Genomic DNA, 26,844 nt, shown 5'->3' with positions numbered 1-26,844 from the left:
ACAAAACCATAGAATTGCCCCATTCCGTTGCTAATCGGGCGGGCAATGACCATGAGCAGCACAAGTCCCGCGCCCCGCGCCCGCCCCACACGCGACCGCCTGATCCTGGCGGCGCTGGTGGTCTTGCTGCTGGTCGGGCTGGCCGGATTGGCCGGCGGCACCGGCTGGAGCGAGATTTCGGCCCAGATTGCGCGCATCGAAGCCTGGCAGATCGGCGCGCTTCTGGGGCTGAGCCTGCTGAATTACCTGTTCCGTGCCCTGCGCTGGCATGTCTTCGCCCGCCGCCTGGGGCTGCGCACCAGCATTCACCGCAACATCCTGCATTTCATCGGCGGCTTTGCCATGTCGGTTACCCCCGGCCGGGTGGGGGAGCTGGTGCGGATGCGCTGGCTTTACCGCGAAACCGGCTGGAGCTTTGAACGCACCGCCCCCCTTGCCCTGATCGACCGGGCGTCGGACCTGGCGGCGATGGGCATTCTGTTGGCCATTGCCCTGTCGCTTTCGGCGACCGGAATCGCGGGCGGGCTTCCGGTGACGCTTCTGGCGCTGACCGGCGCTTTCGTGGCGACGCGGCCCGCGCTACTGTCGGGTATCGCAACGGGGCTTCATCGGCTGACCGGGCGTTTCGCGCGGTTGATGGTGCGGCTGCGCCGGGCCGCGCGGGCGCTGGCGCGGTTCTCGAACCCGACAATCATCGGCGCAGCCACGATGCTGGGCCTTGTCGGTTGGCTGGCCGAGGGGCTGTCGTTTCACCTGCTGCTGGTCTGGCTGGGCCATGACATCGGCCTGGCCAAAGCCATCGCCATATTCATCTTCGCCACGCTGGCCGGCGGGCTGACCGGGGCGCCCGGCGGATTGGGCGGGGCCGAAGCGGCGATGATCGCCCTGCTCAGCCTTGAAGGCGTGCCGCTGGCCGTTTCGGTGCCTGCAACGGCAATCATCCGGCTGACGACCCTGTGGTTCGCCATCGCGCTGGGGCTTGTCGCCTTCCCTGTGGCGGAACGTATTTCAAGAAAGGCGGCACATGCGCTGGAAGACCACTGAATATGCCGGATGGGGCCGCGCCCTGCGGGCGACAGGCGACCTGGCCCGCCCCGAGCGTGTGACGGCCCTTGCCGCGCTGATGGGCGAAAGCCCGGCACCGGCCATCGGCAACTGCCGGTCTTACGGCGATGCCTGCCTGAATTCCGGCGGCAAGGCCGTGCAGATGCTGCGGCTGGACCGGATCAAGGGGTTCGATCCCACCAGCGGCATCGTGACCGTCGAAGCAGGCATGCAACTGGGCGAACTGGCCCGCATCTTCGCGCCGCAAGGCTGGTTGCCCGCCGTCATGCCCGGCACCGGCTTTGCGACGGTGGGAGGCGCGATCGCCCATGACGTTCACGGCAAGAACCACCATGGCGTCGGCTCGTTCGGGCAGCACGTTCGGGCGCTGACCCTGATCGGCCCCGACGGGCAAACCACCCGCATCACCCCGGACCACCCGCTGTTCCGCGCCACGGTGGGCGGTCTGGGGCAGACGGGTGTGATCGTCAGCGCCGAGTTGCAGATGCTGAAGTGCAAGGGCGACGTGATCGTCGTGACCGAACGGCGGATCGAGGGCTGGGACGAATTCCTCGGGCATCTGGATGCCTCGGATGCCAGCTATACCGTGGGGTGGATCGACGCGACCGCACAGGGCGATGCCCTGGGGCGCGGCATCCTGGAAGAGGCCGAAACCGGATCGGGCCTTGTCACCGCGCCGGGCCGGGCGAAATCGGTGCCTTTCGACGCCCCCGGCTTTGCGCTGGCCCCCGCCGTGGTGCGCGCCTTCAACGCCGCCTACTTCCGCCGGGTGCCACAAAAGGGCCGTACCGTGGTGAAACCGATCCAGGAGTTCTTCTTTCCGCTGGATCGCATCCGTAACTGGAACCGGCTCTACGGTCGCGAAGGGTTTCACCAGTTCCAATGCGTCGTGCCGGTCGATCAGGCCCCTGCCCTGCGCGCCATGCTGGAAAGGATCGCGGGATCGGGCCTTGCCTCGCCGCTTGCCGTGCTGAAACGCATGGGGCCGGGCCGGGCTGGCATGATGTCATTTCCCATGGAGGGCTATACCCTGGCCGTCGATTTCCCCAACCGGGCGCGGGCCGTGCGCATGATCGCCGACCTTGAAAGCGATACGCTGGCCGCGGGCGGGCGTATCTATCTTGCCAAGGATTCGCTGGCCAAAGGTGCATCGCTGCGGGCGATGTACCCCGAACAACGCGACTGGGCCGAACTGGTGAACGCGACCGACCCGGACGGCGCGCTGGCCACCGACATGATCCGCCGACTTGACCTGAGGACAGTGTGATGGCCGTGAAAAAGGGCGAAGTCTGGATTCTGCTGGGGGCGACATCGGCCATGGCCCGCGCCATGGCCCGCCAGCTGGCTGAACGGGGCGATGCCCTGATCCTGACCGGCCGCGACATGGACGACATGGCCGCCACCGCCGCCGATTGCGAAATTCGCGGTGCGCACGATGCCAGGGTGGTGGCCTTCGATGCCCGCGACCCCGAGACGTTCCAACCCATCATCGACCTCCTGGACGAGCGGATCGTCAATGCCGCCGTCTTCGTCGGCTCGATGCCCGACCAGGGTGATATCGACAGCGACCCGTCGCTTGTGGATGGCACCGTCATGGACAGTTTCACCGGCCCGGCCCGGTTCCTGCAACAGTTGGCCCCCGAGATCGAGGCGCGCGGCGCGGGTGTGGTTGTCGGCGTCGGGTCGGTCGCGGGGGACAGGGGGCGCCTTGGCAACTATGTCTATGGCGCCGCGAAGGCCGGTTTTCATACCTACCTGTCGGGCCTGCGCAACCGGCTGACGCGCGCGGGCGGGCATGTGGTGACCGTGAAGCCCGGCTTCATTGACACCGCCATGACATGGGGCATCGAAGGCATGTTCCTTGTCGCCCCACCCGAGAAGGTGGCCGCCGACATCCTGAAGGCCGCCGACCGGCGGCGCGACGTGATCTACACCCCCTTCTTCTGGCGCTATATCATGGCGATCATTCGCGCGATCCCCGAACGGGTGTTCAAGAAGATGTCGATCTGACCGCCAGGTGGCGGCCGCCGGGGGTTTCACCCCCGGACCCCCAGAGTATTTCAAGCAAGAAAGAGGGGGCGGGTCAGCCGAACCACTGGGCCCAGAGCCCGGCCGCCCAGAACATCAGCGACAGGATGATCAGCAGGATGCCGATGCCGATCCGGTCGCGCAGGGCAAAGACGATCGGGTCGTAATCCTGCTTGCCGTAGAACCCCAGCGCCACCATGCGGATCAGCCAGATCGCGATGGGAACCAGCGCCAGCCAGAGGATCCAGGTCGTGGGATAAAGGGCATGGCCCTGGTCGCTGACCGCGTAGAGCGCGAAGATCACCAGCGCCCCGACGATGCCCAGCCCCGACATGTTCAGCAGATCGCCCCTGTCGCGGCGACCATAGCCGCGCCCCGGCAGCGGCGCATCGTCACTGGCCAGGGCAAGTTCGGTCATCCGTTTGACACAGCCCAGCGAGATGAACACCGGGAAGATGAAGATCAGCATGTAGATCGAGACATCGACCCGCGAGGCCGCCGCGCCCGCAACCACGCGGATCGTGTAAAGCGCCGCCAGGGTGAAGATATCGACCCAGCGCATGCGCTTGAGTTTCAGCGAATAGGCCAGCGAGATCGCCATGTAGGCCACGACCACCGCAAGAAAGGCGCCGCCCAGCGCCGCCCCGATCCCCAGCGCGACGGTGGCAAGACCGGCGCAGGTTGCCATGCCGATGCGGATCGGAACCCGGCCCGTGGCAAAGGGGCGGCGGCACTTGGTGGAATGCAGGCGGTCAGCCTCGAGATCGAGCAGGTCGTTGACGATATAGATGGAGGAGGCCGCAGCCGAGAAGGCCACCATCCCGGCCAGCACCAGGAAAAGAGTTGTTAGCGTGAAATCATGGGCTGCAATCATCGGTAGCAACAGCAGCGTGTTTTTGACCCATTGATGCGGCCGTAGCGCGCGCCTGAGATCGCGCCAGCGCCAGCCCCCCGCGAGGGTTGTCACGGGATGTCCGGCGCCTTGCAGCGCCGCTGCGGTGGCATCGTGGCGCCCGACCAGCACCGCGCCATCGGCCCTGTCCCAGACGGCGCGATCCACTGCTTCGTTGCCGGCGTAATGAAAGCCGCGCTCTCCGAAGGTTTCGACCAGCGCCTCGGCCTTGGCGGCGCCCTTGAGGTTGTGGCCATGGGCCGTGGCAAAGACGCGGGCCGAAAGATCGTGCTGGCGTGCCAGATCCTGAACCTGGCGGCGCGGCGAGGCCGAGGCGAGGATCACTTCGCGCCCCTCGGCACGGGCGCGGCCGGCCATTTCGGCCACTTCGGCATTGAGCGGCAGCAGATCCATGCGCAGGTCGACCTTCTGGGCCAGCTTCTCTTTCAGGATCGCGGGTTGGCGCAGGTGGCGCACCGTGAGGCGCAGCACCGCCCAGGGGTCGCGCCCAAGCCCTGCCCAGAAGGTTTCGTACAGCATGTCGGTGCGCAGGAAGGTGCCGTCGACATCCAGGACCAGCGGCTTGGACTCAGCCATTGGTGGCCGCTCGGTTGCCCACGAAGACGCAGCCATCGGAAATCAGCTGTGGCGGCGTGAGGCACAGCCCCTTGGCCACTGACCAGGCAGCCAGCACCTTTGGCACATAGCCGCGGGTTTCGGCATAGGGCGGCACGCCGCCGTGCTTTTGCACCGCGCCTTCGCCCGCGTTGTAGCCCGCCAGCGCCAGGATGGGATCGCCGCCGAACTGCCCCATCAGCCAGTCGAGGTAGGTGACGCCGCCGCGGATGTTGTCGGACGCGATGGTGCGATCCAGTACACCGAAGCGTTCGGCGGTGGCCGGCATGAGCTGCATCAACCCCTGCGCCCCGGCACGCGAGAGCGCATCGCTGCGCCCGCCCGATTCCACGGCGATGACAGCCAGGGCAAAGGCCGGGGAAATGCGTGTGCCGATGGTGGCCTTCAATATCTCGGGGCCGTGGCGATCGGCGATGTCGCGCAGGTTCTGCAACCGCGGGCTTGCCACACCGTTGGACGTGGCATTCTGCAACGCAAGAAGGCCACTGGAGACGCGCAGGGCCGGAGAATCGCCTTTCACCTGCCCCCAGAACCAATCGAACCCACCGGCATCAAGGTCCGTCGCGGGGGCGGGAATGTCATCGGCCGGACGGGCAGTGATGCGGGCGACCTGGGGTTCCACCTGAACCGTGATGCGTTTCTTGACGCCCGCCTTGGGGGGCTTGATGCGCTTGAAGGTGAACTCGGGGAACGGCTTTGGCCCCTCGGCCAGGGCCGGCGCCGCAACCAGAAGGGCCGCGATCGTGATCGACGTCAGAAATTTCTGCCTCATACGGTGACTGCTCCGCCCCGTTCGTGTTTTTCCTGTTGTTGCAAGGAAACGACGAAATCGCCAGTTTTATGCGCCCGCGCCCTGCGGAATCGTGACCAGGTGTCGCCTTTCAGGAACGTTCGACCCGTCGACACAGGTTTTTCGCCTGCTACGAAACAAGCGTTATCAACGGGTTAAATCTCAAATCTTTGGAAAATTCATATCGATACAACAATGCCGCGTCCCTGCCCAAATCATGCCCAGATTGAACGGCTTTATAGGGTCATTCCGAACGAAGCGCCGGTCACAGATCAGACCGATCCGCGTTGCAGATCGGATCGGACACTGAACTGAACACACAACCCGAAGGGACAACCAAATGAAACTGTTCAAGATCGCCAAGAAATTCCGCAACGACGAAGACGGTGCCGTGACCGTTGACTGGGTCGTGCTGACCGCTGCCATCGTCGGCCTCGCTGTCGCCGTTCTGGCCTCGGTGCGCGGTGGCACCCAGACCGTGACCGAGAACATCTCGACCCACCTGAACGGCACCACCGTGACCACCACGTTCTGATCCGTCCCACGGAACTGTCGAAAGGCCGCGCCCCCGGGTGCGGCCTTTTTCGTTCTGGCCCCCTTTGGGCAGGGATCAACCCGAATTGCCCCGATCCACCATGAAAGCACCTTCAAATTCGACCAGAATCGTCGCATTCCCGCCGGAATTGGCAGGCAGAACTGGTTCATCGCAACGGAGCAGAGGCGGCCACAAGGCAGCGCTGCATGGACACCCGGAGCGTTTGTAAAAAGTGAAACCTGAAGGGACAACCAAATGAAACTGTTCAAAATCGCCAAGAAATTCCGCAACGACGAAGACGGCGCCGTGACCGTTGACTGGGTCGTGCTGACCGCTGCCATCGTCGGCCTGGCTGTCGCCGTTCTGGCCTCGGTGCGCGGTGGCACCCAGACCGTGACCGAGAACATCTCGACCCACCTGAACGGCACCACCGTGACCACCACGTTCTAAGATGGATCAGGGGGGGCATCGGCCCCCCCGGTTTTCCGACGATCGCCGCATTGGCATTGTCTTGCGGATAAGAAACACAGGTGAAAGCATGCGGCAGGCCATCGACACGTTTCTCAGGGATGAAACCGGTGCAACCACCGTTGACTGGGTGCTGCTGACGGCAGGCGTCATGTCTTTGACCCTGGCTGTCATGGGCATGTACGGCAACGGGGCCGAGCAGATTTCATCGACGGTCAGCACCGCCATCGCCAAGCCGATCACCACCACCTTCTGAGTCAGCCATCGCAGGGGCGATCGGGGCGCGCTGCGCCCCTTTTTGCGTGCGTCGGGGTCATATTCCGCACGCAACCGCAACAATTACGCATTGTCGGCAACATTCTGCCTCAAATCTGCGCAATGCTGGTCACGAGTTACCGCGCACCGTTCCGCGATCCGGGAACAGGTGCCGACATTGGAAAGGACATACGATGCGTCTGGTTTTCGGAATGGTGCTGATACTGGGTCTTGGGCTGGCCGGTTTCGCTGTTTATCTGGCCCGCGGGTACATCACGGAATACCAGGCCGCGGTCGAGCTTGAGCGCGCGAACCGCGTCACGGCGGTGCCGACACAGCAGGTTTTCGTCATGAACCGCCCCGCCCGCTATGGCGAACGTCTGGCGACCGAGGATGTGCGCGCCGTGCAATGGCCGGTCGATGCCATCCCCGAGGGCGCCTTTACCGACGCTGCGGTGCTTTTCCCCGACGATAACGCCAAGCCGCGCTCGATTCTGCGCACGATGGAGAAGGACGAGGCGCTGCTGGCCGTCAAGGTGACCGACCCGGGCGAGGACGCCGGCGTTTCGTCGCGCCTCTCTCCCGGCATGCGGGCCTTTGCCATCAGCGTCGACGTGTCGTCGGGCGTTTCGGGGTTCCTGCGCCCGGGTGACAGGGTCGATGTCTTCTGGAGCGGCAGCGTGCCCGCCGCGCGCGGCGGACGCCAGGAAGTCACGAAGCTGATCGAAACCGGCGTGCGCCTTGTCGCCATCGACCAGTCGGCCGACGAGGACCGCTCCAGCCCCACCGTGGCGCGCACCGTCACGGTCGAGGCAACCAGCCGCCAGGTGGCAAGCCTGGCGCAGGCACAATCGACCGGGCGGCTGTCGCTGGCCCTGGTCGGCACCGCCGACACCATCATCTCGGAGGATGTCGAGATCGACCAGCGCGAGCTGCTGGGCCTGATCGACGAGAAGATCGTCGAGGTCGAGGAAGAGAAGGTCTGCACGATCCGCACCCGCAAGGGCGGCGACGTGGTGGAAATTCCGATCGCCTGCACGAATTGAGCGATAAGTGAAACGGCCGGCGCGGATACCCGATCTGGGGGCCGCGCCGGCCGCTCTGCGCTATCCCTATTGCCTGTTGCGACTTATCCACATCAAAATCGGGCCGCAGTTCCTTGATTATTGCAAAAAAACCGGTTTTCGCCCATGGTGACGTGAAATTCGGGCAAAAGACCCGATCCCATCCGTGATCAGAGAGGCAGGATCACATGCAAATTGACAGATTTCTGAAGGCCGTGCTGTTGGGCTTTTCCGTGGCCATGGCCACTGTCCCATCGGCAGGCGCCGAAACGTTGCGCGTGATGAATGGCTCGGCGTCCAGTTCGCTGAACGTACCGATGAACCGGGCGGTGGTGGTCGAATCCGATGTTCCCTTTGCCGAACTTTCCATCGCCAACCCCTCGATCGCCGATATCTCCACACTCTCGGACCGCACGATCTATGTGCTGGGCAAGGCTCCGGGGCGCACCACGCTGACCCTGCTGAACGCCGAGGGCCGCCTGATCACCAACGTCGAGGTGCAGGTTGCCCCCGACATCGCGGAGTTCAAGGAACGGCTGCGCCAGATCCTGCCCGGCGAACCCATCGAGGTGCGCACAGCCAATGACGGAATCGTCCTGTCGGGCGTCGTCAGTTCCATTACGCGGCTTGACCGGGCGCTGGACCTGGCCGAACGCTATGCGCCCGAACGGGTCAGCAACCTGATGAGCGTCGGCGGCACCCAGCAGGTCATGCTGAAGGTGCGCTTTGCCGAAATGGCCCGCTCTGTCCGCAAGAGCCTTTCTGCCTCGCTGGCCGCGGGCGGTGTCACCGGTGGCGGCACCGGCGTGACCATGGGCACCGGCACCCTCGGCCAGAACAACAACGCCACCAACATCCTGACCGGCCAGGGCTATACCTCGAGCAAGGAAAGCGAAGGGTCGCTTGTGCTGGGCTTTGGCGCCGGAAGCCTGCAGTTTGCGGTTCTTCTGGAAGCGCTGGAAAGCAAGGGCGTCGTGCGCACCCTGGCCGAACCCAACCTGACCGCCCTCTCCGGTCAGGAAGCGTCGTTCCTGGCGGGTGGGGAATACCCGGTTCCGGTGGTCGACCAAGAGGGCGGCGTCACCATCGACTATAAGCCCTTCGGTGTCGAACTGACCTTCACGCCCCGCGTTGTCGACCGCGACCTGATCAACCTGCAACTGAAGGCCGCGGTTTCGGGGCTGGACAACACCGTCACCTTCCAGGCCAACGGGTTTTCGGTGAATGCCTTCAAGCGCCGTGAAACCAGCACCGTCGTCGAAATGCGCGACGGCGAGAGTTTTGCCATCGCCGGGCTGCTGCAGGACGACTTTCAGGATCTGTCGGGCCAGGTGCCATGGCTGGGCGACATCCCGGTTCTCGGGTCGCTGTTCCGCAGCGCCGAATACGAACGCCGCCAGAGCGAGCTGGTGATCATCGTCACCCCCCATCTTGTCACCCCCACCCGGGGCGAAGCGCTGGCCCTGCCCACCGACCGCGTGACCCTGCCCACCGAATCGGAACTGTTCCTGTTCGGCAAGACGGCCGGCACCACCAACAGCCGCCGCCCCACCCGTGGCGCTGCTGGCGAAGTCGCCAAGCAGGACTTCGGCGGTTCCTACGGCTATGTGATGGAGTGAGACGAATGAGAATGCCCCACAAACCGCTCATCGCCATCGCGATAACCCTTGGTCTGGGCGCCTGCACCAGCGAGAATTCCACCTTCCTGACCGCAGCGACCCACCCCGCCGGATCGTTCATCGACGAAGGCGGTTTCGGCAATGCCACGATGATGAACACCCGCGCCATGACCCAATGCGTGGGCAAGCCCAAGGGGTACATCGTGCCCGAACACATCGTCGTGCTGAACCCCGACCCCAAGAGCCCGGCCATGGAAACCACCACGCCGCGGCGCGGTCAGGTCCGCTGTTCGGGCGATCTGAACGGCAAGTATGCCCAGGTGATCTTCGAGGAATACGTCGAAAGCGCCACGGAACTGCCGGTCAGCGAAGAAGGCGGCCTTGCCGAAATCTCGCAGTCGGCAGGCGGCTGATTGATCCCTTCATGAACCGGACAACCGGGGCGGTACGTCATTGGCGCACCGCCCCGAAAATGTCTCTGGTTGACGGATAATTATGATTTTCTAGCCTCAATGTCGCCAATATTGCCCGCCAATATCCCCTGAGACACAAGGAACCGGCGCGATTCTATCGACGCGCACGACCCCCCGGGACAGGCAGTATTGGCGACCGATTTCGGTTGCCCAATCCCCGACGGGTTCGGCAACGGAAGGACCGAGGCATGACGAATTCAGCGGCACAGCAGGCAGATCCCGAACCGATCCTGGCCTGCACCATCTGTCGGGATGTGCAGAACTTCGACCTTCTGATCGAGGACATGGAAGCCGCACTTGGCGAACGCTGGGGCGATCTCAGCTTTGCCGATGCGACGGTGTTCCTGGGCCAGCCCGAGGCCGAGGCGTTGGAGTTCGTGGCCATCGCCATCGACGAAGACGACGAATCCAACGTCAACACCATCGCCGATCTGATCAAGACGGCGGTCGAGCGTGGCATCCGGGTGATCGTCATCGCGGAAGAGGTCAGCCCGATGGTGCTGCACCAGCTTCTCAAGCTGGGCGCGCGCGAGTTTGTTCCCTACCCCCTGCCCGAAGGCGCCCTGCACGAGGCGATCGAGCGTATCCGCGCGCCCGAACCCGAACCGGTACAAGAGCTTGAGGCCCCGGTGCGCAACCGGCCCAAGGGCGACCGCGACGGAGTGGTCCTGCCCGTGCACGGGCTTTCGGGCGGCGTGGGCGCCACGACCTTTGCCGTGAACCTGGCATGGGAGTTAGCGACGCTGAGCAAGGACGACGCGCCCCGTGTCTGCCTTCTCGATCTCGACCTGCAGTTCGGCGCCGTGTCGACCTATCTTGACCTGCAGCGCCGCGAGGCGGTGTTCGAGATGCTGACCAACACCGACACGATGGACAACGAGAGCTTCCTCCAGGCCCTTCTGCCCTTCAACGACAAGCTTCAGGTCTTGACCAGCCCGGTCGACATGCTGCCGCTTGACCTGATCACCGGCGAGGACGTGGCGCGCATCATCGAACAGGCCCGGGCCAATTTCGATTATGTCGTGATCGACATGCCCTCGACCGTGGTGCAATGGACCGAAACGGTGCTGAACGCCGCCCACGTCTATTTCCTGCTGCTGGAAATGGACATGCGCAGCGCCCAGAACGCCCTGCGCCTGATCCGCGCCCTCAAGGCCGAGGATCTGCCTGTCGAGCGGCTGCGCTATATCCTGAACCGCGCCCCCAAGTTCACCGACCTCGCGGGCAAGTCGCGGGTCAAACGCCTGGCCGAGAACCTGGACATCACCATCGAGGTGCAGCTTCCCGATGGCGGCACCCAGGTGGTGCAGGCCTGCGACCACGGCCTGCCGCTGGTCGAGGTGGCCAAGAAGAACCCCCTGCGCCGCGAAATCCAGAAACTTGCCACCTCGGCGCACGAGTTGAACCGCGCCGCCGCTGCGGCAGCCAAGTAAGGGCCAGACCATGTTTGCACGCTACAAGAAGCAGGACCCGGCCAAGGCCGCCAGCAACGCCGCCCCCAAGCCGCTGACCGAAGTGGCACGCGCGGCCGCCGCCAAGGCCCCTGCCCCCGCCGCGCCCAAGCCGATGATCGCCCGCACGGTCCCCAAGGCCGTGCCCGCAAAGGCCGCCCCCGAGAACAAGGAAAAGAAGCGCCGCGAACGCCTGGGCGAAATCAAGGTCGAACTGCACAGCCGCCTTCTGGACAACCTGAACCTTGCCGCCCTGGACAAGGCCAGCGAAACCGACCTGAAGTCGGAAATCATGCAGATCACCAGCGAGGCGCTGGACGAGATCGGCATCGTTCTGAACCGCGACGAGCGGATGAACCTGAACCAGGAACTTTACGACGAGGTGAAGGGCCTTGGCCCGCTGGAAACGCTGCTAAAAGACGACAGCGTGAACGATATCCTGGTGAACGGCCCGCAACAGATTTTCGTCGAGCGCAACGGCAAGCTCACGCTGACCGACATCACCTTCAAGGACGAACGCCACCTGCTGCGCATCATCGACAAGATCGTGTCGGCGGTCGGGCGGCGGGTGGATGAATCCAACCCCTATGTCGACGCCCGCCTTGCCGATGGTTCGCGATTCAACGCCATGGTTCCCCCCATTGCGGTGGACGGTTCGCTGGTGTCGATCCGCAAGTTCAAGAAGGAAAAGCTGGGCATTCAGGACCTGGTGAACTTCGGCGCCTTCAGCCCGGAAATGGCGCTTTATCTCGAAGCGGCGGTTTCCACGCGGCTGAACGTGATCGTGTCGGGCGGCACGGGTTCGGGCAAGACCACCACGCTCAACGCCCTGTCGTCCTTCATCGACGACGACGAACGCATCCTCACCATCGAGGACACCGCCGAACTTCAACTGCAGCAAACCCATGTCGGCCGGATGGAAAGCCGCCCCGCCAACGTCGAGGGCAAGGGCGCGGTATCCCAGCGCGATTGCCTCAAGAACGCCCTGCGGATGCGCCCCGACCGGATCATCGTCGGGGAAACCCGGGGCGAAGAGGTTATCGACATGCTTCAGGCCATGAACACCGGCCACGACGGTTCGATGACGACGATCCACGCCAACAGCGCCCGAGACGGCGTATCGCGCCTGGAAAACATGATCGCCATGGCGGGCATGGAAATGCCCATCAAGGCGGTGCGCAGCCAGATCGCCAGCGCCGTCAACCTGATCGTGCAGGCATCCCGCCTTCAGGACGGTTCGCGCCGCATGACGTCCATCACCGAAATCACCGGGATGGAGGGCGACGTGATCTCGATGCAGGAGGTGTTCCGCTATCAGCGCGTCGGCCTGACCCCCGAAAACAAGATCATCGGCCATTTCACCGCCACCGGTGTGCGGTCGCACTTCTCGGAACGGTTCCGCATGTGGGGGATGAACCTGCCTGCCGAAATCTTCGAACCCACCAAAGGATAACCCCATGGTCATCAGCGCAGAACCACTTATCTACGGGATGATCTTCGTCGCCGTTCTTGTGCTGGTCGAAGGCATCTACCTGACCGTTTTCGGCAAGTCGATCAGCCTGAACAACCGGGTCAACCGCCGGCTGGACATGCTGGAAAAGGGCAAGGCCCGCGAACAGGTTCTGGAACAGCTCCGCAAGGAGATGGGCCAGCACATGAAAAGCCAGAAGATCCCGCTGTATTCCATGCTGGCCAAGAAGGCTCAGCTGGCCAATATCGCCTTTACCCCGGTGCAGATGATGATGGTCATGGGCCTTCTGGGGGTGATCGCCTATGTGGGCCTGACCCTTCAGACCAGCGCCAGCACCCCGATCCGCGTGGCCGTCGCCGTGGCCATGGGCGTGGGTGGTGTTTACGTCTGGGTGAACGGCAAGGCGAAAAAGCGGCTGGCCCTGATGGAAGAACAGCTGCCCGATGCCGTCGAACTCATGGTGCGCAGCCTGCGTGTGGGCCATCCCTTCACCGCCGCGCTGAACATCGTGGCGAAAGAGGTTCCCGATCCGCTGGGCACCGAAATGGGCGTGATCGCGGACGAGGCGGCCTATGGGCGCAACGTGGGGGAATCGCTGAAAGGCATGGCCGAGCGGATGGACATGCAGGATCTGCGCTTCCTCGCGGTGGCGGTCACGATCCAGCAGCAATCTGGCGGCAACCTGGCCGAAATCCTGGCCGGCCTTGCCGCCGTGATCCGGTCACGCTTCAAGCTGTTCCGCCGGGTCAAGGCGATCACCGCCGAGGCCAAGTGGAGCGGCATGTTCCTGTCGGTCTTCCCGTTGGGCGCGCTGGTGATGATCAACCTTTTGTCGCCGGAGTATTACGACGACGTGAAGGAAACCGCCTATTTCATCCCGGCCTGCCTGGTCGTCGCCGGGTTCCTCGTGGTCAACATCTTCGTGATGAAGGCCCTTGTGAACATCAAGGTCTGAGGAGCCAACATCATGGAAATGCTGAACGAAATGATCGTCAGTCACCTTGGCCCCCTTGGCCCGCTGATCGTGGTCGGCGGGCTTGGTGTCGCGATGGTGCTGCTGACCCTGCCCTTCCTGTTCAAGCGCAAGGCCGATCCTCTCGACAAGCTGGGCAAGCTGCGGCGCGAGGCGAAGATGTCGGCCGCCGGCAAGGGGCCTTCCCTGCGCTCGGGCAACAAGAACGACAAGCTTGAAAAATACTCCAACTTCCTCGAACCGCAGAACGAAGAGGAATACTCGGCCATCCGCCTGAAGCTGATGCAGGCCGGATACCGCAGCAAGGATGCGGTGCGCACCTTCTATTTCGCGCAGTTCGCCCTGGGCATCGGGCTGCTGGTGGTGGGCGTTCTCTATGCGATCCTGACCAGCAACACCGGCCAGCCCAGCACCCAAGCCCTGATCCTGTCGGTTCTTCTGCCCGGGGCCGTCGGATACATGGCGCCGAAATACTGGATCACGAAACGCCAGCAGCAGCGCCAGGAGGAAATCACCAACGGCTTTCCCGACAGCCTGGACATGATGCTGGTCTGCGTCGAGGCGGGCCAGTCGCTGGACCAGTCCATCGTGCGGGTCAGCAAGGAAATCCGCGCCGGCTTTCCCGCCCTGGCCGACGAGTTCGAAATCGTCAGCCACGAGATCAAGGCCGGCAAGGACAAGGTGGCCGTCCTGCGCGACATGTCGGAACGGGCGGGCGTCACCGATGTGGCCTCGTTCGTGACGGTGTTGATCCAATCGGCCACTTTCGGTACATCCGTGGCCGAGGCGCTGCGTGTCTTTTCCGCCGAAATGCGTGACAAACGCGTGATGCGGGCCGAGGAAAAGGCAAACACCTTGCCCACCAAGATGACCCTTGCCACAATGATGCTGACGGTGCCGCCGCTTCTGATCATCCTGCTGGGGCCGTCGATCTACAACATCGTCGAAACGCTCGGCAAATTCAAAATGTAGGGGCCATGCGCGCCATACCGTTCCTGTTGATCCTCGCCCTGGCCGCCTGTGGAAACACCGGCGGCCTTGCCCGTGACAAGGACAGCCCCTATGCCCCACGGGTCGCGCGCGCCGATGGCAGTGTCGATGGCCTGCTTGTCGGGCACCGGCTGATGGAGGCGGGGGAATACGAACTAGCGCTCAAGGCCTATTACCGCGCGGCGGGCAACCAGGGCACGACCGTCGATGTCCTGTCGGCGCTGGGTTCGGCCAACCTTAGGCTGGGGCGGCTGGGCCAGGCCGAACGGCTTTTGCGCCAGGCGGTGAAGAAGGATGAAACCTTCGTTCCCGCTTGGAACAACCTGGGCGTGGTGCTGATGGAACGGCGCAATTTCGGCGAGGCCGAGCGCGTCTTCCGCACCGCCTTTGCGCTGGATAGTGGCGAAAGTGACGACATCAAGGCAAATCTCGCGCTGGCCCTCGCCAAGATCGAGAATCCCGCATATGATTCACCGGATATAAGCAACTTTGCGCTGGTGCGGCGTGGGTCGGGCGACTACCGGATCCTGTCCCGCATCTGAAAGCAAAGGCACGGACGAGCAGGAAAAAGGACGCAGGCACATGCGCCACACGATAACTCTCGCGCTCTGCCTTGGCGGTGCGCTTGCCCTGTCGGCTTGCGGCAAGTCCGACCAGGCCGAAGTCGACCGCGCGATCAAGAACGTCAACGTGATCGACGAAACCAACCTGAACGACATCATGCTGACCGTGGGCGACCCGAACGAGGCGGTCAATTACTTCCGCCGGGCCAGCGGCGAAAACCCCGACCGCATCGATCTTCAGCGCGGGCTGGGCCAATCGCTGATCCGCGCCAAGCGCAACGCCGAAGCCGTCACCACCTGGACCACCGTCGTCGCCCACCCCGAGGCGACCGAGGATGACCGCGTCAACCTGGCCGACGCCCTGATCCGCAACGGCGACTGGAACAAGGCCGAGGCCGAACTGGACCGCGTTCCGCCCACCTATGAATCCTACAAGCGTTACCGCCTTGAAGCGATGATCGCGGATTCCAACAAGGAATGGAGCAAGGCCGACAGTTTCTATGAAACCGCCGTGGGGCTGACCACCACGCCATCAAGCGTGATGAACAACTGGGGCTATTCCAAGCTGAGCCGCGGCGATTACGGCGAGGCCGAGCGTCTGTTCACCCAGGCCATCACCTATGACGAAGATCTGTTCACCGCCAAGAACAACCTGGTTCTGGCCCGCGGCGCCCAGCGCAAGTACGACCTGCCCGTCGTTCCCATGACGCAGGTGGAACAGGCCCAGCTGATGCACACCATGGCCCTGACCGCGATCAAGCAGGGCGATGTCGCGATCGGCAAGGGCCTGCTGCAACAGGCGATCGACACCCACCCCCAGCATTTCGAGGCTGCGGTGCGCTCGCTCAGGGCGCTTGACGCCAACGTGGTGAACTAGGCCCGTGGAGTTTCTTCTGCCCGCCAAGGCCGCCTGGTGGTTCCTGCCCTTCGTCACCCCGATTTGCGTCTGGGTGGCCTGGAACGACATGGCCTTCATGAAGATCCCCAACAAGGCCGTCATGGCCCTTTTCGCCGTCTACCTGGTGATCGGGCCCATCGCCTTTCCGCTTGAACTCTGGCTGTGGCAATGGCTGAACCTGGTGGTGGTGCTGGCCGTCGGTTTCGTGATGAACATGGCCGGGGGCCTGGGCGCGGGGGATGCGAAATTCGCCGCCGCCGCCGCCCCTTTCGTGCTGGTGCAGGATGCGGCGTCGCTTCTGTTCCTGTTCGCCGCCGTCACCTTGGCCGCCTTTGCCACCCATCGCGGGGCCAAGCATTTTGCGCCGCTGCGCAATCTTGTGCCCGACTGGGCCAGTTGGACCAACCGCAAGTTTCCCATGGGCTTCCCCCTGGCCGGAACGCTTCTGATCTACCTGCTGCTGGCGATTGCCTGATCCCGGTTGCCGGATTCCATCAGGATGAACAGATCGTTGCGGAACACCTCGCGCAGGGGAATTTCCCGTTCGGTCAGCTGCGCCACCGTCAACTGGCGCACCCGCGGGATCACCGCGCAAAGCGGCACCAGCACGTAATCCGCCGCCCCGATCCCCGGAAGCCCGTCGTAGCGCCAGGGCGCACCGCCTTCGACCCACGCGATGGAGTCGCTGAACAGCGGCATGTTCGACAGAAGGTCGGCCACCATGATCCGGCTGCCATCGGCAAAGCCGGCCTTTTCAAGGTCGCGCGCGGTCTGATCGAACCAGGTCAGCATGCCCGATTGCAACTGGCAGGTTTCCAGGGTCTCACCCGCCAGAACAGTGGGCAGCTTCGCCGGATCGCCTTCGTGGAAATCCAGCGCGAAGCGGGGTGAACGCTCGGCCGCCTTGAAGCCGAACTGGACCTCCAGCGCCATTTCGCGCGGGTAGAACAGATCGTCGTGGGTTTGCGAGCGGGGAAAGAACGGCACATAGGTTGCCGTCGCAACCGCCGCATGGCGCAGCGGGCTGTAGGCAAGGTTCGAGAATGACGCCGCCCCCAGCGCCAGAAGCATCGCCGCCGTCATCGTCACCGCCGGGCGCAGTTCCCACCCCCAGGCATTCGCAACGCCGGGGTCGGGGCGCCACATCAGCAGCACAAGACCCAGCCACAGAACCCACTGCGGATCGTTCCCGAAATTCTGGAAGGTGACATAGATCAGCCCCGGCAGGAGGACCAGCAGCAAGAGCCCCTCGTTCCGCCGTTTGCCCTGGCGCAGCAGAACCACCGCCGCCAGCGCCAGGAAATGCACTCCCAGCAAAAGCGGCGCCGTCAGCATTTCACCCAGCGGCATGTCGGGGTGGGGCCGTATCTCGGATTGCGCGGTGACCAGCAGATCCCGTGCATAGGCGACCCAGAAATCAAAGCCCAGGAACAGCGTCACGATACCAAGGCTGACCACCCCTGCCAGCAGCCCGACAACCAGCGTGCGCGCCGCACCGCGCAGCAGCAGCGCCAGGATGACGGCAGGGGTAAGGGCGACAAGGTAGGTCACCTTGATCAGCACGACCGCCGCCAGCAGCACGCCGATCAACAGGCCGTCCAACGACTGTCGCCTTGCGCCCAGCGGCGGCAGGACGGCCAGCGTCAGTGCCACCAGCGAGAACGCCCAGGCCCAGCGGTTGTAATGCATCGAGAAGGACACGCTGACATCCGTTCCCCCGTGCACCAGCGCCAGGGGCAGAACCAGCATCAAGAGAACGAAAAGATATGCCGTCACCCCTGCAAAGCGGCTGTAGGCGGCGCGCAGGATCGGGCCCAGCAGTGCAAGCGCCACGGCGATCTGCGCCGCATGAAAGGCCGTGCCGACGCCAAGCCCCGCCTTGACGAAAACCACGATGGGCCAGGCCGAAAGGATGCCCAGCGGCGTCATGAAATCAAGATGCGGCACCTGCCCCCCGGCCATGCGCATGACGATCTCGATCAGGTGCAGAACGTCGCCCTCGTACCAGTTCATGTAAAGGCCGCCCTTCCACAGGCCCAGCCCGCCCAGAACGGCGATCGTGGCGATTGCAAACGACAAAAGCCCGACGGGGTTCGCTCTCTTCATCTCTGCCTCATTCCATCATTTGGCCACAATACTCTGGCACTTCTTTTCCCACAGACATGCCGAACCATGGTGTCCAAAATCGGGCGCCCCGGTGGAAAAGGCAGGAAAAACGCAGTTGAGGCGCCCCGATGAACATGCAGACCACGGCCGTCATGGCCCCGCCCCCGCCCCGTACGCTGGACCAGATGCAGTTGCCCATCGTCATGATGCGCGACATCCTGTTGAAGACGATGTTCCGCATGAACCTGGAACACGTCAGCGAAATCGCGGCCCAGATCTGCCTGCCGGTCAACGTGGCGCAGGAACTGGTTGATCTGGCCCGCACCCAGAAACTGGTCGAGGCGACGGGCACGCTGCACGCCTCGTCGGGCTCGGAGATGGGATACACCCTGTCGGACGCCGGCAAGACCCGGGCGCTGGATGCCCTTTCACAGTCGGAATATTACGGCGCGATGCCGGTGCCGCTGTCGGTCTATTCCGAACAGATGAAGCGCCAGTCGATCCGCAACATCCAGATCACCCGCCAGCAGTTGACCGGCGCCATGGGGCATCTGATCCTGCCTGACGATCTTCTCGACAATCTCGGCCCCGCTGTCGGGTCGGGCCGGTCGATCCTGATGTACGGCCCGCCGGGCAACGGCAAATCCTCGATTTCCAACGGGGTGCGCGATGCCATTGGCGACAACATCTATGTGCCGCGTGCCATTGAATATTCCGGGCAGGTGATCACGGTCTATGACCCCATCGTCCACACCCGCGTGGCCGAGGAAGAGCAAGACCCCAACGCCCTGCGCCGCATCACCCGCTATGACACCCGTTATGTCTATTGCCAGCGTCCCACCGTGGTGACGGGGGGCGAGTTGACGCTGGAAATGCTTGATCTGGTCTACAATCCCACCTCGCGCACCTACCAGGCACCGCTGCAGCTCAAATCCTCGGGCGGGGTGTTCATCGTCGATGACCTTGGCCGACAGGCCAGCGCACCCCAGGCGCTGATCAACCGCTGGATCGTGCCGCTGGAAGAATCGCGCGACATCCTTGCCCTGCAATCGGGTGAAAAGTTCACCGTGCCTTTCGACACGCTGGTGATCTTCTCGACCAACTTCCACCCGAACAAGATTTTCGACCAGGCGGCGCTGCGCCGCATCTTCTACAAGATCAAGATCGACGGGCCGTCGCAGTCGGATTTCCTGAAGATCTTCGCGCTGGTCGCCAAGAAAAAGAAGATGCCGCTGGACGAAAAGACACTCGTGCATCTACTGAAACGGAAATATCCGACCATCGACAACGTCTATGCCAACTATCAGCCGGTGTTCCTGATCGACCAGATGATCTCGATCTGCGAATTCGAAGGCATCCCCTATCAGATGACGCCCGAACTGATGGACCGCGCCTGGGCCAACATGTTCGTCAAGGAAGAAGAGATCGTACGCTGACAAGCCCCCGCTTTGCGGTTAGGCAAGGCAGATGGAACCGTTCGATATCTTTCTGGTCTGCGCGCCAGGGCTGGAAGCCCCCCTGGCCGACGAGGCGCGCGCACTGGGCCTTGCGCCCGGGTTGGGTGTCGGCGGCGTAACCGTCACCGGTGGCTGGCCCGATGTCTGGCGGTGCAACCTGCACCTGCGCTGTGCGGCGCGGGTGCTTGTGCGCATCGGTTCGTTCCGGGTGATGCATATTGCCCAACTGGACAAGCGGGCGCGCAAGTTTCCCTTTTCCGACATTCTGCGCAAGGATCTGCCTGTCAGGGTCGAAGCAAGCTGTCAGAAATCACGCATTTATCACGACAAGGCCGCGAAACAGCGGGTCGAGGGCGCGCTGGTGGCCCAGGGGTTCACCCTGGCCGAGGATGCACCCGTCACCCTCAAGACCCGTATCGAGGACGATCTCTGCACCTTCTCTCTCGATACCACGGGCGAACCTTTGCACAAGCGCGGCCACAAGTTGCAGGTGGGCAAGGCGCCCCTGCGCGAAAACCTGGCCGCCGCCTTCCTGCGCCAATGCGGCTTTGACGGCAGCGAGGCGCTGGTCGATCCGATGTGCGGCAGCGGCACCTTCGTGATCGAGGCGGCCGAAATCGCGGCCGGTCTTGCTCCGGGGCGCGACCGGGCCTTTGCCTTTGAAAACTTGGGCAGTTTCGACCCCGCGCAATGGGCCGCGCTGAAATCCGGCAAGACGGAACAGCCCACCCTGCGCTTTTTCGGCAGCGACCGTGACGATGGCGCGATCCGCTCGGCCACTGCCAATGCAGAACGGGCCGGTGTGTCCGGCTTCACCCGGTTCACCCGCGCGGCGATATCCGACCTGATGCCGCCCGACACGCCGCCCGGCCTTGTCATGGTCAACCCGCCTTACGGCGCGCGGATCGGTCAGCGCAAGCTGCTCTTCGCGCTCTATGGCAGCCTGGGCAAGGTGCTGGTCGACAGGTTCAAAGGCTGGCGCGTCGGCATCGTCACCAGCGACGCGGGCCTGGCCAAGGCCACCGGCCTGCGGTTCCGGCCGCCCCTGCCCCCGGTGCAGAACGGCGGCTTGCGCATCGCGCTCTATCGCACCGATCCGTTGCGCTAGGACGCCGGCGCCCTATCTGCCTTTCATGGCCAATCTGCCCCCCACCTTTCACGACTGGTTCGCGCGGCGCGGCTGGTCGATTCATCCGCACCAGCAGGCGATGCTGGACCGTGCCGATGCCCCTGCCCTGCTGCTGATCGCGCCCACGGGCGGCGGCAAGACACTTGCAGGTTTCCTGCCTTCGTTGGCGGAATTGGCCGGTGGAACGCATCAGGGCTTGCACACTTTGTACATTTCCCCGCTCAAGGCCCTGGCCGCCGACATCAAGCGCAACCTCGGCACGCCCATTGACGAAATGCGCCTGCCGATCCGGGTCGAGGACCGGACCGGCGACACCACCCAAACCCAGAAGAAGCGCCAGCGCGCCGATCCGCCCCACATCCTGCTGACGACCCCTGAAAGCCTGGCCCTGCTGCTCAGCTATCCGGATGCGCCGCGCATGTTTGCCGGGCTGCAACGCGTCGTCGTTGACGAGATTCACGCCTTGGCCGAATCAAAGCGCGGCGATCAGTTGATGCTGGCCCTTTCGCGCCTGCAAGCGCTGGTGCCGGGCCTGCGCCGGGTGGGCCTGTCGGCAACGGTGGAAGATCCGCAAGCCATAGCGCGGTTCCTGGCGCGCCACCCCGATCCCTGCGAGGTTCTCTTCGCCGATCCCGGCCCCGACCCCGACATCACCATGTTGCAGATCGACGAACCGCCCCCCTGGTCGGGCGGGGGTGCCGCCTATGCCATTCCCGCCGTGCTGGAACAGGTGCGCCGTCACAAAACCACGCTGATCTTTCACAACACCCGCGCCCAGGCCGAGATCTTCTTTCACAACCTCTGGCTGGCCAACGACGATGCCCTACCCATCGGCATCCACCACGGCAGCCTGGACAAGCAGCAGCGCGCCCGCGTCGAGGCGGCGATGGTCAACGGCGATCTGCGGGCCATCGTCTGCACCGGCTCGCTCGACCTCGGGATCGACTGGGGCGATGTGGACCTGGTGATCCAGATCGGCGCGCCCAAGAACGTCAAGCGGCTGGTACAGCGGATCGGTCGGGCCAATCACCGCTACAATGCGCCCTCCAAGGCGCTTCTGGTGCCTGCCAACCGGTTCGAGGTGGTGGAATGCCTGGCCGCGCTCGAGGCCGTGAAGGCCCGCGATCTGGATGGCGATCCGCGCGGCCCCGGCCCCCGTGACGTGCTGTGCCAGCATATCCTGATCGCCGCCTGCGCCGCCCCCTTCACCGCCGACGCCCTGTTCGCCGAGGTGACGACGGCGGGCGCCTATGCCGGGCTCAGCCGCGCCGATTTCGACGCCTGTCTCGATTTCGTGGCCACCGGCGGCTATGCCTTGCGCGCCTATGACCGCTGGCAGCGGCTGAAGCTGATCGACGGCGCCTGGCACCTGCGCGATCCGCGCGCCACCCAACGGATCCGCATGAACATCGGCACGATCCAGGACACCGAAACCCTGAAGGTGCGGCTGAAGAACCGCTTCGGCGGCCAGCCCCTGGGCGAGGTCGAAGAGGGCTTTGCCGCCACGCTTACCCCCGGCGATACCTTCCTGATCGGGGGCGAGATCGTGCGCTATGAGAACCTGCGCGAAATGACGGTCGAGGTGACGCGCCGCGCCGACAAGCCGCCGAAAATTGCTACCTTCATGGGCACCAAGTTCGCCACATCAACACAACTTAGCCACCGCATCCTGCGCATGTTCGCCCAGGACGACTGGCCGGAACTGCCCGAGGCAACGCGCGCCTGGCTGCACCTGCAACGCGAACGCTCGCGCCTGCCCGAGCCTGACCGGCTGCTGATCGAATCCTTTCCCTGGAAGGGGCGCGAACATGCGGTGATCTATGGGTTTGCCGGGCGCAACGCCATGCAGACGCTGGGCCTTCTGGTCACCCAGCGGATGGAGGACCTGGGCCTGAACCCCCTTGGCTTTCTGGCCACCGATTACGCCACGATGGTCTGGGGCCTTGATCCGCTGACCGATCCGGCACCGCTGTTCGCGGCCGAAAACCTGCGCGAGGGGTTTGAAACCTGGTTGGCGGGCAATGCGGTGATGAAGCGCACCTTCAAGGCCAGTGCGGTGATTTCCGGCCTCATCGAACGCACCTATCAGGGACAGCGCAAATCCGGGCGGCAGGCGACGTTTTCGTCGGATATCCTGTATGACACCCTGCTGAAGTACGACCCCGACCATGTGCTGATGCAGATCACCCGCGAAGAGGCGCTGAAGGGCCTTGTCGATTTCGGCCGGATCGAGGAGATGCTGGCGCGCACGGCCGGGCGGATCGATCTTCTGCGCCTGCCCACGCTCAGCCCGCTTTCGGCGCCGCTGATGCTGGAAATGGGGCGCGTTCCGATCAAGGGCGCGGCCACCGAACGTCTGCTGGCCGAAGCGGCGGCGGGGATGATGGAGGATTCGGGTCTTGCCGCGGTCGAACCCGTGCCCGGCTGGCGGGTCGGCTTCTGAGCGCTTGATTTCGCGGCGCCCCTGCGGCATGGAACAGAACATGAACCCTCTTTTGCTTTCCGGCGCCCATCTGGTGGCGCGGCCCAGCGGCGCCCTCTTCTGGCCCGAGGTGGGGTTGCTTTGCGTCAGCGATCTGCACCTTGGCAAATCCGAACGCACGGCGCGGCGCGGCGGTGGCCTTTTGCCGCCCTATGACACGCGCGACACCCTGGCGCGGCTGGAGCGCGAGATCAACGCCCTGGCCCCCCGGACGGTTGTGTGCCTGGGCGACAGCTTCGACGATCTGGCGGCCGGCCTGTCCCTTCCCGAGGATGAGCGTCTTTGGCTGATCCGACTGATGGCGGGGCGCGATTGGGTCTGGATCGAGGGCAACCACGATCCCGGCCCGCTGAACCTGGGGGGGCGGCATCTTGCGGCGCTGCGGTTGGGGCCGCTGGTGTTTCGCCACATCGCCACCGCCGAACGGGGCGAGGTTTCGGGCCATTATCACCCGAAATTCTCGATCTCGCTGGGCGGGCGGCAGGTGACACGGCCCTGTTTCCTGGCCGATGACGCCCGGGTAATCCTGCCCGCCTTCGGCAGCTATACTGGCGGGCTTCGGGCCAGTGACCCGGTTCTTCAGGCGCTGATGGGTCCGGGGGCCATGGCCATCCTGACCGGCCCGCAAACCCACCCCCTGCCCATGCGGGCGCGGGCCAGGGCGCGCTGAGCCGACCGCCTCAGGCGGTCAGGCCTTCGGGTTCGGGCAGGTCATTGGCGCGGCAACAGGCCGTCACGGTGTTGGCCAGCAGGCAGGCAATGGTCATCGGCCCCACCCCGCCGGGAACGGGCGTGATGGCGCCCGCAACTTCGGCGCAGGAGTCGAATTCGCAATCGCCCACCAGCCGGGTCTTTTCACCGTTCGGCACCCGGTTGATGCCCACGTCGATCACGGTTGCGCCCGGCTTGATCCAGCTTCCCGGCACCATTTCCGGACGTCCCACGGCGGCCACCACGATATCGGCGCGGCGCACAACCTCTTGCAGGTCTTTCGTCCGGCTGTGGCAGATGGTGACGGTGCAACTGTCGCCCAGCAGAAGCTGTGCCATGGGTTTGCCCACAATGTTGGACCGGCCGATCACCACCGCCTCAAGCCCCGAAAGCGACCCGAGGTGGTCGCGCAGCATCATCAGCGACCCCAGCGGCGTGCAGGGCACCATGGATTTCTGCCCGGTGCCCAGCAGCCCGACGTTGGAAATGTGAAAGCCATCCACGTCTTTTGCCGGATCGATCGAATTGATCACCAGTTCCGAGTTCAGATGATCCGGCAGCGGCAATTGCACCAGGATGCCATGCACCGTCGGATCGTTGTTCAACCGGTCGACCAGCGCCAGAAGCTCCTCCTGCGAGGTATCGGCATCAAGGCGATGTTCAAAGGATTCCATGCCAACTTCGGTGGTCATCTTGCCCTTCGAGCGGACATAGACCTGGCTGGCCGGGTCTTCGCCCACCAGTACGACGGCCAGTCCGGGGGTGATGCCGTGGTCGTCCTTCAGACGGCTGACGTGGCTGGCCACCTTGGCGCGCACCCTGGCGGCGAAGGCTTTTCCATCAATGATCTGGGCGGTCATGTTATCCTCGGGTTGCTCGGTTCGTACATTTATCGCGGGCAGACCCTATGTCCTGCCCGCGAAAGTTGCAATTTTTCGATATGGCTCAGAACAGCCCCTCGATCTGCCCCGCATCGTTCAGGTGAATGGAATTGGCCGAAGGAACGCGCGGCAGGCCCGGCATCGTCATGATCTCTCCGCAGATGGCAACGACGAACCCGGCGCCTGCCGAAAGCCGCACCTCGCGCACCGGAATCGAAAAACCGGTGGGCGCGCCGCGTTCGTTGGGGTCGGTGGTGAAGCTATATTGCGTCTTGGCCATGCAGACCGGCAGGTTGCCATAGCCCTGCTCCTCCCACTCTTTCAACTGGGTGCGGATCTTGGCGTCGATCACCACGCCATCGGCGCGATAGATCTTGCGCGCAATGGTTTCGATCTTGTCGGCCAGGCCCATGTCATCGGGATAGATCGGGGCGAAATTCGCCTTGGTTTCGGTCAGTTCCACCACCTTGGCGGCCAGGTCGCGCGTGCCCTCGCTGCCCTTGGCCCAATGCTTGCACAGCACCGCCTCGGCCCCCTGGGTGGCCACATAATCTTTCACCGCCTGCACCTCGGCGTCGGTATCGGTGACGAAGTGGTTGATGGCCACCACCACAGGCACGCCGAAGGATTTCAGGTTCTCAAGGTGGCGCCCCAGGTTGGCACAGCCCGCATTCACCGCATCGACGTTTTCATCGCCAAGATCGGCCTTGGTCACGCCACCGTTCATCTTCATCGCCCGTACCGTGGCCACCAGAACCACCGCCGAGGGCGCCAGCCCCGCCTTGCGGCACTTGATGTTCAGAAACTTCTCGGCCCCGAGGTCGGCGCCGAAACCGGCTTCGGTGACGACGTAATCCGCCAGTTTCAGGGCCGTGGTGGTGGCGATGACGGAATTGCAGCCATGGGCGATGTTGGCAAACGGGCCGCCGTGCACGAAGGCCGGGTTGTTTTCCAGCGTCTGCACCAGATTGGGCTGCATCGCATCTTTCAAAAGCACCGTCATCGCGCCGTCGGCCTTGATGTCGCGGCAATAGACCGGCTTCTTTTCGCGCGTATAGGCCACGATCATGTCGCCCAGACGCTTCTCGAGGTCTTTCAGATCCTTCGCCAGGCACAGGATCGCCATGACTTCGGAGGCGACGGTGATGTCGAAACCCGCCTCGCGCGGGAAGCCATTGGCCACGCCGCCCAAGCTGGCGGTGATCTGGCGCAGGGCGCGGTCGTTCATGTCCAGCACCCGGCGCCAGACGACACGGCGGGTGTCAATCTCAAGCGGATTGCCCCAATAGATCGAATTGTCGATCATCGCCGACAGCAGGTTGTGCGCGCTGGTGATGGCGTGGAAATCACCGGTAAAATGCAGGTTCATCTCTTCCATGGGTACGATCTGGGCATAGCCGCCTCCGGCTGCGCCCCCCTTCATCCCGAAGTTCGGCCCAAGCGAGGCTTCGCGGATGCAGATCGCCGCATTCTTGCCGATGGCATTCAACCCATCGCCAAGGCCCACGGTGGTGGTGGTCTTGCCCTCGCCCGCCGGGGTCGGGTTGATGGCGGTGACAAGGATCAGCTTGCCGTTCTCACGCTCCTGCACCGAATCGATGAACGCCTGGCTGACCTTGGCCTTGTCGTGGCCATAGGGCAGCAGGTCCTCCGACGCGATACCCAGCTTGGCGCCGATTTCCTGGATCGGGCGCTTCTTGGCCTCGCGGGCGATTTCGATGTCGGATTTATGGCTCATTGTTGTGGTGTCCCTGTTCTTGCCGGCCTTGTCGGCCCATCTGCGCCGGTCATACCCCGGCAGGCCACCGGTTTGCGAGGGATATTGCGACATTCCAGCCCGCGGAACCGCCAGTACGCCCGCACCCCGCAGCACCGGCCAACCAATTTCGAAAAAAAATGCAACGCCC

General features: G+C 64.0%; 25 protein-coding genes. 20 read left to right on the top strand and 5 right to left on the bottom strand.

All coding sequences use genetic code 11. From position 1 onward, the window contains the following. The first annotated feature begins 51 nt into the window (after positions 1–51). Genes H7828_RS14725 through H7828_RS14715 form a run of 3 tightly spaced genes read left to right on the top strand, consistent with a single transcriptional unit; the run spans position 52 to position 3,075 of the window. A complete protein-coding gene (locus H7828_RS14725) occupies positions 52–1,044 on the top strand; it encodes a lysylphosphatidylglycerol synthase transmembrane domain-containing protein (protein WP_226781818.1) in 993 nt (330 codons plus the stop codon). Then, positions 1,025–2,332 carry an FAD-binding protein gene (locus H7828_RS14720; RefSeq protein ID WP_226781817.1) on the top strand — a complete coding sequence of 436 codons (1,308 nt, stop codon included), beginning with the start codon at positions 1,025–1,027 and terminating at the stop codon, positions 2,330–2,332. Before H7828_RS14725 ends, H7828_RS14720 begins: the two co-directional genes overlap by 20 nt. Then, on the top strand, positions 2,332–3,075 hold the full coding sequence (locus tag H7828_RS14715; protein WP_226781816.1) for an SDR family oxidoreductase: 744 nt from the start codon (positions 2,332–2,334) through the stop codon (positions 3,073–3,075). The genes H7828_RS14720 and H7828_RS14715 overlap by 1 nt, the downstream gene beginning before the upstream one ends. 73 nt (positions 3,076–3,148) lie before the next feature. Here H7828_RS14715 and H7828_RS14710 read toward each other — a convergent pair whose 3' ends face one another. Beyond that, positions 3,149–4,582, bottom strand: coding sequence for a UbiA family prenyltransferase (locus H7828_RS14710; RefSeq protein ID WP_226781815.1), 1,434 nt, complete (start codon positions 4,580–4,582; stop codon positions 3,149–3,151). Next, positions 4,575–5,393, bottom strand: a complete 819-nt coding sequence (locus H7828_RS14705; RefSeq protein WP_226781814.1) for a lytic transglycosylase domain-containing protein — start codon at positions 5,391–5,393, stop codon at positions 4,575–4,577. The genes H7828_RS14710 and H7828_RS14705 overlap by 8 nt, the downstream gene beginning before the upstream one ends. A 358-nt stretch (positions 5,394–5,751) precedes the next feature. Here H7828_RS14705 and H7828_RS14700 point away from each other — a divergent pair, with 358 nt between their 5' ends. From H7828_RS14700 to H7828_RS14640, 13 genes are all read left to right on the top strand, one after another. Continuing rightward, positions 5,752–5,946 (top strand): Flp family type IVb pilin, encoded by a 195-nt coding sequence (locus H7828_RS14700; RefSeq protein ID WP_226781813.1) that lies wholly within the window; start codon positions 5,752–5,754, stop codon positions 5,944–5,946. A gap of 255 nt (positions 5,947–6,201) precedes the next feature. Further along, positions 6,202–6,396 carry a Flp family type IVb pilin gene (locus tag H7828_RS14695; protein WP_226781813.1) on the top strand — a complete coding sequence of 65 codons (195 nt, stop codon included), beginning with the start codon at positions 6,202–6,204 and terminating at the stop codon, positions 6,394–6,396. Between the two features lie 88 nt (positions 6,397–6,484). Beyond that, entirely contained in the window at positions 6,485–6,670 is a 186-nt protein-coding gene (locus tag H7828_RS14690) for a Flp family type IVb pilin (RefSeq protein WP_226781812.1), read from the top strand. 193 nt (positions 6,671–6,863) lie between these two features. After that, entirely contained in the window at positions 6,864–7,715 is an 852-nt protein-coding gene (gene cpaB / locus H7828_RS14685) for a Flp pilus assembly protein CpaB (RefSeq protein WP_226781811.1), read from the top strand. Between the two features lie 206 nt (positions 7,716–7,921). Then, positions 7,922–9,352, top strand: coding sequence for a type II and III secretion system protein family protein (locus H7828_RS14680; RefSeq protein ID WP_226781810.1), 1,431 nt, complete (start codon positions 7,922–7,924; stop codon positions 9,350–9,352). 5 nt (positions 9,353–9,357) lie between these two features. Further along, complete coding sequence (locus tag H7828_RS14675; protein WP_226781809.1) at positions 9,358–9,765, top strand: hypothetical protein; 408 nt, start codon at positions 9,358–9,360, stop codon at positions 9,763–9,765. 248 nt (positions 9,766–10,013) lie between these two features. Further along, entirely contained in the window at positions 10,014–11,258 is a 1,245-nt protein-coding gene (locus H7828_RS14670; RefSeq protein ID WP_226781808.1) for a CpaE/TadZ family protein, read from the top strand. A 10-nt stretch (positions 11,259–11,268) separates the two neighbouring features. Next, positions 11,269–12,729, top strand: a complete 1,461-nt coding sequence (locus H7828_RS14665; RefSeq protein WP_226781807.1) for a TadA family conjugal transfer-associated ATPase — start codon at positions 11,269–11,271, stop codon at positions 12,727–12,729. A gap of 4 nt (positions 12,730–12,733) precedes the next feature. Beyond that, positions 12,734–13,702 (top strand): type II secretion system F family protein, encoded by a 969-nt coding sequence (locus H7828_RS14660; protein WP_226781806.1) that lies wholly within the window; start codon positions 12,734–12,736, stop codon positions 13,700–13,702. A gap of 12 nt (positions 13,703–13,714) precedes the next feature. After that, a complete protein-coding gene (locus H7828_RS14655) occupies positions 13,715–14,692 on the top strand; it encodes a type II secretion system F family protein (RefSeq protein ID WP_226781805.1) in 978 nt (325 codons plus the stop codon). A 5-nt stretch (positions 14,693–14,697) separates the two neighbouring features. After that, positions 14,698–15,252: a tetratricopeptide repeat protein gene (locus H7828_RS14650; RefSeq protein WP_226781804.1), complete on the top strand. Its 555-nt coding sequence runs from the start codon at positions 14,698–14,700 to the stop codon at positions 15,250–15,252. A 40-nt stretch (positions 15,253–15,292) separates the two neighbouring features. Next, the gene (locus H7828_RS14645; protein ID WP_226781803.1) at positions 15,293–16,150 is read left to right on the top strand and encodes a tetratricopeptide repeat protein; all 858 of its coding nucleotides are present in this window, start codon (positions 15,293–15,295) and stop codon (positions 16,148–16,150) included. Between the two features lie 4 nt (positions 16,151–16,154). Further along, positions 16,155–16,646, top strand: coding sequence for a prepilin peptidase (locus H7828_RS14640; RefSeq protein ID WP_226781802.1), 492 nt, complete (start codon positions 16,155–16,157; stop codon positions 16,644–16,646). Here H7828_RS14640 and H7828_RS14635 read toward each other — a convergent pair. Beyond that, complete coding sequence (locus H7828_RS14635) at positions 16,622–18,277, bottom strand: hypothetical protein (protein ID WP_226781801.1); 1,656 nt, start codon at positions 18,275–18,277, stop codon at positions 16,622–16,624. The genes H7828_RS14640 and H7828_RS14635 overlap by 25 nt on opposite strands. A 128-nt stretch (positions 18,278–18,405) precedes the next feature. On the opposite strand from H7828_RS14635, the gene H7828_RS14630 reads away from it, so the two are divergent. The 4 genes from H7828_RS14630 to pdeM are packed head-to-tail and all read left to right on the top strand — an operon-like array spanning position 18,406 to position 24,015. After that, a complete protein-coding gene (locus H7828_RS14630) occupies positions 18,406–19,713 on the top strand; it encodes an ATPase (RefSeq protein WP_226781800.1) in 1,308 nt (435 codons plus the stop codon). Positions 19,714–19,744: 31 nt separating this feature from the next. Next, on the top strand, positions 19,745–20,842 hold the full coding sequence (locus tag H7828_RS14625) for a THUMP domain-containing class I SAM-dependent RNA methyltransferase (RefSeq protein WP_226781799.1): 1,098 nt from the start codon (positions 19,745–19,747) through the stop codon (positions 20,840–20,842). A gap of 25 nt (positions 20,843–20,867) precedes the next feature. Then, positions 20,868–23,306: a ligase-associated DNA damage response DEXH box helicase gene (locus tag H7828_RS14620; RefSeq protein WP_226781798.1), complete on the top strand. Its 2,439-nt coding sequence runs from the start codon at positions 20,868–20,870 to the stop codon at positions 23,304–23,306. 40 nt (positions 23,307–23,346) lie between these two features. After that, complete coding sequence (pdeM, locus tag H7828_RS14615; RefSeq protein WP_226781797.1) at positions 23,347–24,015, top strand: ligase-associated DNA damage response endonuclease PdeM; 669 nt, start codon at positions 23,347–23,349, stop codon at positions 24,013–24,015. A 10-nt stretch (positions 24,016–24,025) separates the two neighbouring features. Here the strand turns inward: pdeM and folD are convergent, their stop codons facing one another. Both folD and H7828_RS14605 read right to left on the bottom strand, forming a co-directional pair. After that, on the bottom strand, positions 24,026–24,916 hold the full coding sequence (gene folD / locus H7828_RS14610) for a bifunctional methylenetetrahydrofolate dehydrogenase/methenyltetrahydrofolate cyclohydrolase FolD (RefSeq protein WP_226781796.1): 891 nt from the start codon (positions 24,914–24,916) through the stop codon (positions 24,026–24,028). A gap of 85 nt (positions 24,917–25,001) precedes the next feature. Next, positions 25,002–26,675, bottom strand: a complete 1,674-nt coding sequence (locus H7828_RS14605; RefSeq protein ID WP_226781795.1) for a formate--tetrahydrofolate ligase — start codon at positions 26,673–26,675, stop codon at positions 25,002–25,004. Positions 26,676–26,844: the final 169 nt, after the last annotated feature.

The organism is Oceaniglobus trochenteri (genome assembly GCF_020529025.1).
GTDB lineage: Bacteria > Pseudomonadota > Alphaproteobacteria > Rhodobacterales > Rhodobacteraceae > Oceaniglobus > Oceaniglobus trochenteri.
This window is presented reverse-complemented; position numbering and strand designations above follow the sequence as displayed.